7 protein-coding genes are annotated in these 13496 nt (G+C 63.2%); 3 read left to right on the forward strand and 4 right to left on the reverse strand.

The window, feature by feature from the left end:
* Positions 1–382 precede the first annotated feature (382 nt).
* From bcsN to bcsA, 4 genes are read right to left on the reverse strand one after another with little or no spacing between them, the layout of a single operon-like run.
* On the reverse strand, positions 383–1342 hold the full coding sequence (bcsN, locus tag SPHINGO391_RS22100; protein ID WP_152010864.1) for a cellulose biosynthesis protein BcsN: 960 nt from the start codon (positions 1340–1342) through the stop codon (positions 383–385).
* 6 nt (positions 1343–1348) lie between these two features.
* A complete protein-coding gene (locus tag SPHINGO391_RS22105; protein ID WP_152010865.1) occupies positions 1349–3466 on the reverse strand; it encodes a hypothetical protein in 2118 nt (705 codons plus the stop codon).
* The gene (locus SPHINGO391_RS22110; RefSeq protein ID WP_152010866.1) at positions 3463–5826 is read right to left on the reverse strand and encodes a cellulose biosynthesis cyclic di-GMP-binding regulatory protein BcsB; all 2364 of its coding nucleotides are present in this window, start codon (positions 5824–5826) and stop codon (positions 3463–3465) included. The genes SPHINGO391_RS22105 and SPHINGO391_RS22110 overlap by 4 nt, the downstream gene beginning before the upstream one ends.
* Entirely contained in the window at positions 5819–8074 is a 2256-nt protein-coding gene (bcsA, locus tag SPHINGO391_RS22115; RefSeq protein ID WP_244615320.1) for a UDP-forming cellulose synthase catalytic subunit, read from the reverse strand. The genes SPHINGO391_RS22110 and bcsA overlap by 8 nt, the downstream gene beginning before the upstream one ends.
* A gap of 665 nt (positions 8075–8739) precedes the next feature.
* Between bcsA and SPHINGO391_RS22120 the strand changes: the two genes are divergently transcribed.
* The 3 genes from SPHINGO391_RS22120 (at position 8740) to SPHINGO391_RS22130 (ending at position 13495) form a co-directional block, all read left to right on the forward strand.
* Positions 8740–9654 carry a LysR family transcriptional regulator gene (locus tag SPHINGO391_RS22120; RefSeq protein WP_193217379.1) on the forward strand — a complete coding sequence of 305 codons (915 nt, stop codon included), beginning with the start codon at positions 8740–8742 and terminating at the stop codon, positions 9652–9654.
* A 93-nt stretch (positions 9655–9747) separates the two neighbouring features.
* The gene (locus SPHINGO391_RS22125) at positions 9748–11412 is read left to right on the forward strand and encodes a sulfatase-like hydrolase/transferase (RefSeq protein ID WP_152010868.1); all 1665 of its coding nucleotides are present in this window, start codon (positions 9748–9750) and stop codon (positions 11410–11412) included.
* Positions 11405–13495: a TRAP transporter fused permease subunit gene (locus SPHINGO391_RS22130; RefSeq protein WP_152010869.1), complete on the forward strand. Its 2091-nt coding sequence runs from the start codon at positions 11405–11407 to the stop codon at positions 13493–13495. The genes SPHINGO391_RS22125 and SPHINGO391_RS22130 overlap by 8 nt, the downstream gene beginning before the upstream one ends.
* The last annotated feature ends 1 nt before the right edge of the window (position 13496 follow it).

Raw genomic sequence — 13496 nt, forward strand, 5'->3', positions numbered from 1 at the left:
CTCCCCCGGCCAGCAGCAGCCAGCTGGATGTCTCATCCAGCTGGCTTTTTTGTGATTTCACCGTGACGCAAACCCCGGCAAGGACTTTCAGTGCCGATCGCTGAAAAATGGGTGACTTGCAGGAAGACTGCGCGCACATCGAAGACAGTATCCTGCCCGGCCGGGGAGAAGCGGCGGAGTAACGACTGTTTGTCGAAGTTGCCACTAAAGCGGCCAAGGCCGCCGGGAACGATCCGAGCCGCCCCACGCGATGATGCGGTGCGCCCGCGCACTCGCCACCTTCGGCAAGGTCCAGCTGCCATTCGAGACCTTGCTCAAACCCGTCATCGGCTTTCCTTTGCAGGAAGGCCGCATGTCGGCTCCCGAAACAACAAGAGCCCGACTACCTGCCGAGACCGGCCGGCAATGGAACAAGCGGGGCGCTTGACCGGGTAATGGTCGTTGCGCCGCTCTTGGCGACAAGAACAGGTTTCGTCGCTTGCGCCGCGCTGTAACCGGCGAGTTCCGCGGGCATCATCACCCGCGGCGTACCGGACACGGGACCCGCGCTTTCCGGTGGTGCCTTTTCGGAAGATGCACGCCTAACGCCCGTCTTGGCCGAGGTGCCGGCGGTCTTGATCACCTTCGCGGGCTCGGCTGTCGACATGTCGTATCCTCGCCGTCCGGTCACGCCAGACCCTTCGGCAAAGCGCAGCATTTCGATGGTGCCGGCCGAGATTTCGCGAAGCCGAAGGCCGCTCATCAGGGCGACAAGCGCCGCTTCGTTCATTTCCGGGTGGCAATAGCGCAGCCTCACTCTGGCCGCATAGCGGGACCCGGTCAAAAGACCAAAGCCCTTGCCCTTGCGTGTTTCACCGGAGATGTCGGCAGCGTTCTGCCAGGCGAAGATGCAGGATCCGCCAGCGGCCGCAGGACCGGACGCATAGCCGAACGGGCCGATCGAATTGCGGCCGATCGACGGCGAAATCTGCAGTCTCGCACCCGGAAGAGCTGTCCGGATCTCATTGATGATCTCGCGCTGTGTCGGGGCCCTGGTGTAGGACTTTGCGGACGAAGCAGGGGCGATGGACACCGTCAGTTCGTTCTCGCCGGCGAGATATCCCGCATTCGAATAGAGGATGCTCTGGTCGATCTGATCGGGCCTGGAGGATTGCCGCACGGCTTCCACGCGGCCCGCAACCGGCGGCAGATAGGCGGCGGCATAATCCGGCGAAACATCGGCGATCAGCGGCGGGCCGACGGGCTTTATCGAACCGGTGTAAAGAACGGCGGGGTCATCCCCGGTGGCGCATCCTGATACGGAAAACGCCAAGGCCATCATGGCCATGAAACGCGGCATCATTGGGGTTCAATTCCCTTCCCTGGTATTGATCATCTCGATTGCGGCCAGCGCGGCGGTATCGCGAATAACCATGTTGAGCTGACGGAAAATGGCCTTGGCCCGGTCCGAGCGACCGAGATGGTAGTAGGCCCAGGCACGCATCTGCATGAGATCCCGGGATTCGGCCACGAGCGCGGCGCGCGCATCGAGTGCGGCCAACGCGCTCTCGAACTGCTGCTGTTCGAAGGCGGAGCGGGCCCGCTGCATGTAGATCTCGACGCGAAGCTCGCGTTCGCGCGCCTGCGACAGCGGCCAGGCCGTAATCAGCGCCTCTGCCTCGTCAGTCAGCCTTGCACCGAGCAGGGAAAGCCCGGCACCATAGACCGCATCGGAACGCTGCTGTCCCGTGCCGCTCATGGCGACTTCGAAGGATGATCGCGCATCGTTGAACCGCTTGAGGCCAAGTTCGCACCAGCCGCGGATCAGGGCGACGGCGGGTTTTTGCGCAGATGCGCCGAGCCTGTCGATTTCCCGCAGGCAGGCAGGATAGTTTTTCGCTTCGAAATGCCGGACATAGCTTGTCTTGACGCCGCGCGCCGGTTCGGCGACCGAAGCAGCGTCCTTCCGGTCAGGCGTGGGTGCCGCGGCGATTTCCGGCCAGATATCCGGATAGAGCCCGCCATGTTCGGCCTTGAGGGCCGCATAGTCCTTTTTCCGGCCCTGCCGCAGCATCGTCAGGGCCAGGCCCTTGAGCCGGTCGGCCGTAGCCTCCCAGACATAGGACTGGCGGAACCAGGCCTCGGCTGCCTCGAACTGCCGGGAATTGTAGGCATACCAGCCAAGGATCTCGGCATGATCGGCCGCGCCTGTCTCCAGAATGGCGGTCGAATAGGCCAGCACGGCATCCTCGCTGACAATGGCCTGCCCCGGCTTGCCAAAGCGCGGAGACAGAACGTTGAGAAGGAACGCCGGATCGTCCGAGAGGACATCGAGATGGAGGCTGGCAAATTCGAAAGCCTGCTTGTCCTTCGCCTGCCTGGCGAGGCTCAGATACATGCCCTTGGCATTTTCCGGATCGGGCGCAATCTCCATCGCGGCGGTGAACCATTCCTCCGCCGCCTCCGGGTTTTCCAGCTTGAGATCGTGCCAACCGAGCAGCGACAGGTCTTCCGGCTTGCGGGACGTCCTGGCCTCCAGGGCCAGCAGGCCCACCGTCTCAACTGCCACAGGAGCCGCATCCTTCGAAGCGTTGAAATCCGCGACATCCTTTCGAGCCAGGTCAAGCCGCAGCGCGGATGGAAGGAAGGCCCCGTTCTCCTGCGGCCAGAGGCCTGCCGCCAGAACGCGGATTTCGGAGGCAGGAAAATCCCGCAATGCCTTCTGCAGGGTGACGACGAGATGCTCGTCGGAGAGCCGGTTCTTGCCCTGGCGATCGAGAAGGCCGCGCAACATGCGTGCCAACCCCTGCCTGTTTCCCGAAGCGGAAAGCGCGTCGATGCCCGTCCAGACGAGGTCCACGTCGGTTTCGGTTTCCGGGTCGATGCCGGCAGCGATATCGGCCACCGCCAGCCAGTCGCCCGCCTGGGCGAGCTCCGTCATGCGCACACGCAGCTTCTTGCGCGCCAGCTTGGTGGCAAAGTCCTGCGTCGGCTCCCAGGCTTGGTCGGCAGCCTTTCGGCGGATGATCTCGGCATCGATACCGGTGAAGTCATCGGCTGCGAACAGATCCCAGAGGCTGGTCTCGTCCGGAACAATCCGGTCGGCGGCGATGTAGAGATCCTGAGGTGGCACAAAGCCGGGATGCAGCGCTCGCAGACGCGCGAGCTCGGCCTCGACCCGGCCGGTCTGGCGTTGCTTTGCATAGTAGTAGAGGGCCGCGGTCTGCACCGGATCAAGCTGCGGGACCTCGGCGGTGGCAGGTTGTGCGGGGGCAGTGCCGGCGCCGGATTGCGAAACCTGCCGGCTGGCTGGCTCCGCCGGGAACGGCGGACGGGCGGCTTCGAACAGCAGGCCGCTGGCGTCGCCGGCAAGGCCGGAAAGAGAACCGCCAAGCAGGATTGCCATTGCCAGGCTGATTGAAAGGCCACGTGCGGGCCGGGGCCGTGATACTCCGGACTGCGTCATCTGACGGTCAAGCTTTCTCATTTGTCGGTCCTCACGCCGGCGCCCGGCACTGCCCGGCCGAGCCAGACGGCAAAGACCGCCATCAGGCCAATGACCAGCGCCACATAGATGCGGAAGTGGTCGGAAAACCAGGCCGCAGCAATACGGCGCAGATTGCCGGGACCGTAGTCGCTGATGTCATGGGAAAAGTGGCCTTGCGGCCGAATGGTCCTGATCGACCCTGTGTCCAGATCGAGAATGACCCTCTCGCCTTCCACCCGGTTCCAGACGGCGGGATCGGCGAGCATCTGCGATGCTGCGACCACATCCGACGAGGTGTCCGCGGTGAGCCAGGTGACCACGCCGGTGCCGGAGACACCGGGGCGCTGCCACAGCTCGGCCTTGCGGCGGGCCTCCTGCAGCGGCGCGGAATCGGAGGGGCGCTCGTAATTGAGCCACTGCCTGAACGAGCGGTAGGCATCATTTATGCCGGAGGTGAAGCTACGCACCGGAGATCCGGCGTCGCCGAGATCACGGGTTTTCTGGTGGAAGGCAGCAAGCAACGCCGCCGGGTCGGTCGTCATCGCCAGCGGAATGGCAGCACCTGGCAGATTGATCGACGAGGTCACGATCGGATCGGCGAAGTCGCTGGCCTGTGCAAAATCGATGACCTGCGCCGTTGTCTCTCCCGGTGCGGCGCCATTTTGCGACAGGTGCTCGATCTCGCGCCTGGGTGCGATGACGATGGCGTTCCCGGTGTCAGACGCCGGTGGACCGAAGGCAATCCGGGTGATGACCGGAGCCCGCGCCGCCAGACCCACCTTGGCAATCATGGTCATGGCTGCGGAGATCGACCGGGAGTCCGGTTTGAGCACATGGACGTCAACACCGGACGGGCCGGCATAGGGGTAGGCGGCACCGGCCATGGCGGCAAGTTCGGGAGACCGGGCCACACGGGCCAGCGCCGGAACCCTGATTTCGGTTGTATCGAGCAGGATGAAGCGGGGAACCGAGTCGTCCCTTTCGGCAAACAGACAGCGGTCGTCGGCCGCGCGCTCGAGCTCGGCCAGCAGTTCGATCTGGTTGCGGCCGGGGCGGAAGGCGCGCAATGGCAATTCCAGCTTGCGGCCGGAAAACACCTCGCCACCGGTGTCGCGCATCGGCAGGCTCTTGACGATGTGGCCATTGACCCGGACGAGCAATTGCGAGGTGGGCTTGAGCCCCGGCGATGTTGCGGCCTGCAGCGCCAGATCCATGGTGGCATAGTCCGCGGGGTAGAAATCGGCGGGTAGCACCATGTCAAAGCGCGTGTGGAACAGCCTGCCGCTGAAGGGTGTTGCGACGTAGCCCGCATCGGCAAGCGTGTAGACGCTTGATTCACCGGCGCGAATCTCGCCCTTGCGGCCGGCGCGAATGCCGCTGTCGAGCACCGGCTGGAGCGGTCCCTGGACGGCGCTGAGCAGCAAGCCCGGGATCTCGCCGGCCGAGGCGGCGCGCAGAACGACCCGGGCGCGCCCCGGAGCGGCAGCTTGCGACACCGAAAGGCCATAAGGTTCGTTGCCGCGAGTATCATCGAGCGAAGCCGGATCCTCGTCCACGGCGACGATCAGGTCGATGCCCGGACCATGACCTGGGCTACGGGCAACCGTGACCGAGAGATCATCACGGTTGAGGGCCAACGCCAGGGTCTGGAGTATCGGCGCCGCGCGGTTGAGCGCATCAGCACCCGCACCTTCGGGCAGGATCAGCCGCAAGTCGGTCAATCCGTTGTCATTGCGGCCGATACCGCGCAGCGCAGCAAAATCATCTGGCCTGACCGGCGATCTGGCGAGAAAACCGGAGAGGTTGCGATCGATCTCGGTCCACAATTCATAGGTCGCCTCCATCGAGCAATCGACCCGGTGATGCTGAACGGCCCGCAAACGGACCTCGTTCACCCCGACACGCAGAAGTGCGGGTGAAACCCGGATGGTCTGTTTCTCGAAACCCGATGGCGAGCGGATTGGAAACTCGCCGGCAGACGATCCGTTGATCATGACGGCGACCATCGATGCTTCCGGCATGACCGAGACAGCGTTGCGGTAGGCGATGACCAGATCTCCGCCCGCGGCAATGCTATCGGCATCGAGCACGAAGGTGAGATCGACGACGTCGTTTTCGCCTTCCAGCATCAGCGCCGAACCCGGCTGCTCGAATGAAACCAGGTTGGCGTTCTCACGGGGTGTCGAGCTGATGGCGGTTATCGGCCGGGTCGACAGGATGGTGCTTTCCCCAAGGCCGCGCAGCGACACCACCGGGCTTGCGGAGGGCGTCTCCGACAACAGGCTTTGTGCATTTGCCATGGGAAGGGCATGGCCACTCAGGAGCATTGCCGCGGCTGCGGAGAAAATCAGGTTACGCATGGGATCTTACTCCGCCGACCGGGGCCGTCACTGCCGGCGTTCTGGCCGGGATCTGGGCATTGTTGGGCTTGACCACGATCGGTGCATCGGCGTGGGAAACGATCTTGCCGGAACGGCCGAAACCGAACAGATAGGCGGTCGCCCGGAATGATTCGACGACGCTCCAACGGGCAAAGCGCAAGGTCCCGCGCACGATGTCGAGGCGTACCTGGCGGCGGGAGATACGCTCCTGCAGCACGGCCTGGTCGGAATACATGATCTCGGCGATGGCCATGAAGGTCTCCGGCCGTCGCTGCGGATAGGCAAAACCGAAGACGTTGGTGCCGTCGCACTGCCTGACCGAGCGGATGGCGACCGGAAACGAGACAGCGCGGCCACCGCGGCGGACTTCAATTTCGCCCGACCAGTCCGAATCCGGATCAATATCGGGTTCGTGCTCGGGAAACAGTACCGAGACCCCGCCGCTCGATGCGTCGACCAGGATGACAGTCCAGGTGCGCTGTCCCTGGCGCAACAATCCATGGCGGCGGATCGGAAGGCGCTGGTTGCGGCGCAGTTCCCGCCTTTCCGCCACCACACCCAATCCTGCCCCGGCGACGCCGAGATTGATCAGATTCCAGATCGCGACGATCATCAGCAGATCCGACGCGACCGGTTCGGTCGCAAGCCGCCAGACCGAGTAGACCGCAGCCGCCAACAGCACGAAGAAGATGACGAAATAGGGAACGGCGATCGGCGAGAGACCGTTCGAATCCAGTGTCTGGCCCTTTGCCGTGACGTTGAAGGTCGGCTTGCGCGGATTGCGGATGACGCTGACGATGGAGCCGACCAGCATGACCGACTGGATATACTCGTAGAGTTCTGACACCCAGGGCCAGCGGACCTTGCCATAAAGATAGCTCTGCATGGCGAAGGACGCGATCAGGTAGGTCAGTGCATAGACACCGAATTCCTGGATGTTGGCCTGATAAATCTCCAGCGAGAAGAAGATGTAAAGCAGCGGCGAGAGCATGAAGGCCAGCCGCGACAGGGGAAACAGCCAGAACAGGTTGATGCCCGCATAACAGATGCGCTGCCCCATGGTGAGGCCCTTGGCCAGGAACGGCCGGTTCAGGATGAAGATCTGCAGCATGCCCTGGCACCAGCGGGCGCGCTGGCCGATGAAGGCGACGAAGGTTTCGGGCTGCAGGCCGGCAATCAGCGGCTTGTCGACATAGATCGAGTGCCAGCCCCTGGCGTGCAGGCTGAGCGCCGTCTCGCAATCCTCGGTGATCGACTGACCGGAAAAACCGCCAACCGTATCAAGCGCCTTGCGCCGCAGTACCGCCGCCGATCCGCAGAAGAACGAAGCGTTCCACTTGTCGAGGCCTCGCTGAAGTACCGAGTAGAACATCTCGTTCTCCGACGGCATCGCGTGGAAGGTCCTGAGGTTCTTTTCCAGCGGATCGGGATTGAGGAAATAGTGTGGTGTCTGCACCAGGAACAGCTTCGGATCTTCCTTGAAGAAGCTCACTGTTTCCTTGAGGAATTCGCGCACCGGCGCATGGTCGGCATCGAAGACGACGACCAGTTCGGCCTTCGAGACCCGCAGGCCGTCATTGAGGTTGCCGGCCTTGGCATGATCGTTCTTCTTACGGGCGTGGTAGTGCACACCCATCGACTTGCACAGCGCCTTGAGCTGCTCGTGGCGCCGCGTGGCGGCAAGCGCAACCACGGGATCCTTGTGCGTGCGTTTTGCCTCGGTGCCGCCATCGTCGAGCAGCCAGACCGAGAGCTTTTCGCGCGGATAGATCATCGACTTGGCGGCGGCCAGCGTGGCTGCCAGCAGTTCCGGATCTTCATTGTAGGTCGGGATGAACACATCGACGGTCGGAAGCTCTTCGAGTGACCGGACCTTCGGCGCGACGCGCTTGAGCGGATCGGCAAGCATGAAGAAGCTGATTGCCAGCATCACCAGGCAGTACATCTCGGCGATGTAGAGCAGCAGGCCCGGAATGAAGTTCAACGGCTCAGAGAACGCCGGCAAGGTCTCGGTGGTGCGCCAGAAAGCATAGCGCAGCGCGAGAACACCGCAGAAAATGAACGTGATCAGACGGAAGACAGCGTTGTCCTGGCGGGTCATGCCGAAGAACATCATACCGAGAGCCGCGAGACTCAAAACCAGCTGTGCCTGAAGACTGAGTGGCAACCACAACAGGGTCAGCCCGAGAAAGCCGGCAAGCAGCGCCAGCCATTTAGTGCACATCATGTGCATGATTACCCCACATAAATTCCTTGACCCCGCGTCATGCGGGGGTGCCCCTCGAGCGTGGCGACACTAGGGAGCAAATCGTTCACAGATTGCTAAACAAAGTTTGCCAATCAGGATTTCAGAAGCTTTGGTTAACAAGCCCTTAACCCGGTCCAGGCGGCCATTTCGAGCGTCCGGACCGGCACTGCCGGCGGGTGCGGGAAGCACGGATAAACAGGTCCATAAGGCAGGAAAACGGCGGGGCCATCCTGTTTCAAACCGCTGAAACAGCGCCCGCACATCGATATGTTTGCAGTTTCCACGACGACCGGGACAAGTCACTTAAGCATTCGTTAACCATAAATGCACATTATCCGGTGATACTGGAGCAGGTTCGCGGGCTCGCGCCCGACCGGAAGCTGCCGCCGTGTCTGCCGCCTTTGCGGAAAGGAATGTGCTTATGACGTTCTTGTTCTTGATGTTGTGCGCGTTTGCAGGGATCGCTGTCTGGCCGTCTCGACAGCAGGCGCCCAGACCCTGCCAGTATGATTGGGACCGGGCAATCTAGGGTTCCGCGAACCAACGGAGCTCCAGCCGATCCGGATGATCCCGCCCGCCGCCGGGGACAGCTTTCCGCTGCGCCAATGCAGGCCAGGCCGGGTGGGGCCAGGTTGGGGAAGCCCATGAAAGTCACGCATGTCGAAACCATCGTTGCGATCGCAGAGGCAGGCAGCCTCAGGGCCGCGGCACGCAGCCTGAGGAAATCCCAGCCGGCCCTGACGAAAACGCTCAAGCAGGCAGAAGAGGAACTGGGCGCCAAGATCTTCGCCCGGGCGGCCCGCGGAGTGGAGCCGACCGAAATCGGACGCAAGATCATTGCGCGAGCGCGGATGATCAGCTCCGAGTTCCGCAAGCTTGACGAGGATATCCGCCAGATCCAAGGGGACGGCTCGGGCAATCTGCATGTGATCGTGTCGCCGCTGGCGGCGGTCCGCATCGTGCCCAAGGTGATGGACCGCTTCCGCAAGCAGTTCCCCAATGTGCATCTCCAGGTGGCCGGCGGGCATCCTCCCGGAGCCCTTGCAGTGTTGCGCTCGGGCGAGGCCGATCTTGTCATCGGTCCGGTGCCCGCCAGGGATGACCGGGCGGGGCTGAGCATCCGCAATCTGGTGAAAACGCCAGTGGTCGTCATCACCGGCAAGGGCTCACGCTATGCCAACGCCACCCGGCTTGAGCAACTCGTCGATGCGGAATGGATCATGGTTGGCGCGCGCAAGCGCAGTTTCGGTATCGCCGCCGACTTCCTGGCGGCGGGCCTGCCGGTGCCCGATCCGATCACGACTTCGGACTCGATCACCTCGCTGCTTGCCATGATCGAGGGAAGCGACCGGCTGTGTTCGTTTCCCGGGCTGATGCTCGAAGAGATCATCCCGCGCTGGGAGATCGTGGCGCTGCCGCTTGAAGACACGGTCGAGCCGGTGCAGATCGGGCTCATCACCCTGGCTGACCGGCCGCTGACACCCGCCGGTCAAGCCTTTGCAGATGCGGTGCTGAACCGCGCCCGCTATCTGGCACCCGCATCCAGCGATAACCATTAGCTATACCAATGAACTAATTTCGTTTCGAGGCTATCGGTCTGTTTGCTATGATCTTCCCAGCCCGGGCGCAGATCCGGGTGTCTGGGAGGACACATGAACATCCTGTTCATCATGTATGACCAGCTCCGGTTCGATTACCTGAGCTGTGCGGGGCACCCGCATCTTCACACGCCGAATTTTGACCGGCTGGCCGAAATGGGCGTGCGCTTCAGCGAAGCCTATGTGCAATCGCCGATCTGCGGCGCGAGCCGGATGAGTTTCTACACCGGGCGCTACGCCTCCTCGCACGGGGCTCAATGGAACGGCTTTCCGCTCCGGGTTGGCGAGCTGACGCTGGGCGATCATCTGCGCAAGCTCGGCATGGATTCCTGGCTGCTCGGCAAGACCCACATGAAGGTCGATGCGGAAGGCATGACGCGGCTTGGCCTGAGCCCGGACACGGTGATTGGCGCGAGGCAGTCGGAATGCGGCTTCGACGCCTTTATCCGCGATGACGGGTTGTGGGGCGCGGGGCCGGACGGGTTTTACGATTCCAAGCGCTCGCCCTACAATGAATACCTCAAGTCGAAAGGCTATGACGGCGACAACCCCTGGGCGGACTACGCCAATGCCGGCGTCGATGACGACGGCAACATGGCCAGCGGCTGGATGTTCATGAATGCCGACAAGCAGGCCAACATCCGCGAGGAAGACAGCGAAACCCCGTGGCTGACTTCCGAGACCATCCGTTTCCTCGACCAGGCGGAAGGCAACTGGCTGGCGCATGTCAGCTTCATCAAGCCGCACTGGCCCTATATCGTGCCGGCGCCCTATCATGACATGTTCGGCCCCAACAGTGTTCCAGCCGCACGCCGTCACGCGACGGAGCGGACCGATCCGCACCCGGTCTATGGCGCGTTCATGAACAACAAGATCGCCCAGGCCTTCCAGCGCGACGAGGTCCGCGAGAAGGTGATCCCGGCCTATATGGGCCTGATCAAGCAATGCGACGACCAGCTTGGCCGGCTGCTCGATCACCTGGAAGCAACCGGGCGGATGGAGGACACCATGATTGTGGTGACCTCCGACCATGGCGACTATCTCGGCGATCACTGGCTTGGCGAGAAGGACCTGTTTCACGAGCCATCGGTGAAGATCCCGCTGATCATCTATGATCCGCGCCGCAAGGCCGACGCCACGCGCGGCACTACCTGCGACGCGCTGGTCGAGAGCATCGACCTTGCGGCCACGTTCGTCGAAGCGGGGGGCGGCAAGGTGCCCGGGCACATCATCGAAGGCCGTTCGCTGATGCCCTGGCTCAATGGCGAAACGCCCGTTGAGTGGCGGGATTTCGTGATCAGCGAGTACGACTACTCGGTCACGCCGATGCGGACCGCGCTGGGCGTCAGCGCCGACGACGCACGGCTGTTCATGGTCTATGACGGGCGCTACAAGCTCATTCATGCGGAAGGCGGGTTCCGCCCGATGCTGTTTGATACCCTGACCGATCCGGACGAATTCCACGACCTCGGCGGGCAGCCGGGGCACGAGGCAGTGCTTGCGGAACTCTACGAGAAGCTGGCGCGCTGGGGCCGGCGCAACGCCCAGCGAGTGACGCGCTCAGACGACGACATCGAGGCGATGCGCGGCGCCTCGGCGCGCAAGGGCATCCTGCCGTTCCTGGTGGACGGCTCGGAGGTGCCGGAGGAGCTGACAGTCAAGTACCGCGGGCCGGCACGGCAGGTCCATTTGCAGACGGAGCAGGACGGCCATGACTGAGCCTCTGCCGCCAGATCGCGCCGACAAGCGGATTGCCGATCTGGTGGCGGTGGCGTTCGCGCTCATCATTGTGCTCTATGCAGCATCAGGGCCGCTGAGCGAATTCGTCCGCTGGGTGATCGCAAACGCCACAGACGGCTTTGACGAGATGTCGCGGCGCGACCAGCGGCTGGTGTTGCGGGAGCACTGGCTTGGTGCGGCACACCGCAGTTTCGAGCAGGGCTTCCTGCTGCCGACCGGACTGATCATCGGTCTGCCGATCACCCTCTCCTTCGTGGTCTCGGCGCTCACCCTGCACAAGCGCCCGGGGCTGCGCCGCGTCAACTGGGGGATGGCGGTGCTTTCGGTTGCGGTCTTCGCGGCGTGGATCGCCAAGATCTTTGTCTCCGATGCAGGCATGGTGCCATCGGTCTCAGGGGTGGATTACGTCGCCTTTTTGCTGGCCATGGTGCTGACGCTCTACCTCACCTACCGGATGTATGGCGGCTTCATCGTCGGTTTTTCGATCTTCTGGATCGTCTATTTCTTCGCCCGTGGCTGGCTGCCGGAATGGGCCGGCATCCTGGCGGGATCGGAAGCGACGATCGCGCAGAACCTGCGCACGATGGTGCTCAATTTCTGGGCCCAGACCGGCGGCATGTTCGGGCAGCCGGTTCAGGTGGTGACCGGCAATGTGCTGATCTTCATTGTCTTCGGCGCCATCCTGATGGGATCGGGCGCGGGTGACCTGTTGATGAAGATCGCCAACCGGCTGACCGGCGGGCTGACCGGCGGTGCCGCGCATGCGGCGGTTGCCAGTTCGGCACTGTTCGGCACGCTTTCGGGTGCAGCGATCTCCAACGTGGTCTCGACCGGGGTAATGACCATACCGGTGATCAAGAAATCGGGATTCAAGCCGGCATTCTCCGGTGCGGTCGAGGCTGCCGCCTCCACCGGCGGACAGATCATGCCACCGGTCATGGGCGTGGTGGCGTTCTTCGTTGCCGGCCAGATCGGGCTCGAGTACCGCTACATCGTGGTCGCGGCGGTGATACCGGCCATCTTCTATTATCTGGGGACATTCCTGGCCGTCTATTTCGAGGCCCGCCGGCTCGGCATCGGGGCGCTGCCCGACGATGCCCGGCCGCAGCTGACCCGCGGCGAATGGGTCCAGACCCTGGTCTTCCTGGTCCCGCTCGGCGTGCTTTCCTACTTCCTTTTCGTCCAGCCTTCCGTGCCGAAGGCCGGGTTTTACGGACTTGTCGCGGCACTGTGCTCAACGCTTGCCCTGTTTCCCGATTTCCGCTCCCGCGAAAAAGTCTGGGGCGCCTTCGTCCAGGCTGGTCGCATGGCCGCTTCCATCGTCGTCATCGTGACGGCGATCGGTCTGATCGTCGGCCTGATCCAGACCTCCGGATTCGCCGGGCGGCTGTCGCTGCTGCTGGCGCAGGTGGCGGACGGACCGCTGTTCATGGTGTTGCTGATCGTCGCTTTCGGTGCGATCGTTCTCGGCATGGGGTTGCCGCCCGGGGCCACCTATTTCATCATCGTCATCGCCCTGAGTTCGGGCATCGACACGGTCGGCATCGCACCGCTGACGCTGCATCTGTTCGTGGTCTTCTTCGCGATGATGTCGACGGTGACGCCGCCGGTTGCGCTCGCCGCCTTCGCGGCAGCACCTATTGCCGGGGCAGACCCGGTTCGCACAGGGTTCGAGGCTGCCAAGATCGCGCTTGCGGGCTTTCTCATTCCCTTTGTCTTCGTCTACCACCCGGCCGTACTCTACAAGCTCCAGGTGGTTTTCGAATGGTTCGGAGAAGGCGCTGCGGGTTCCCGCGCGATGATCGATATCGCAACGGTGAGCTGGGCCGATCTCGGCTGGATCATCATCGCCTTCACCCTGGCGATGTGGCTGATCGCCTCGGCGCTGGCGGGATTTGACCGCGCCAGGCTGTCCGCGACCGAGCGCCTGGCGCGGGTCGCGCTGGGACTGGCCTGCCTATGGCCGCAGATGATCATTGCAGGACCGGCAGCGCTTGCAGGCCTTGCGCTGATCATCAGGGAACGCGCGGCGCAACGGAAAACCGTCGAGGCCATGACCTGAC

It is taken from the genome of Hoeflea sp. EC-HK425 (assembly GCF_902498795.1).
Taxonomy (GTDB): Bacteria; Pseudomonadota; Alphaproteobacteria; order Rhizobiales; family Rhizobiaceae; genus Hoeflea; species Hoeflea alexandrii.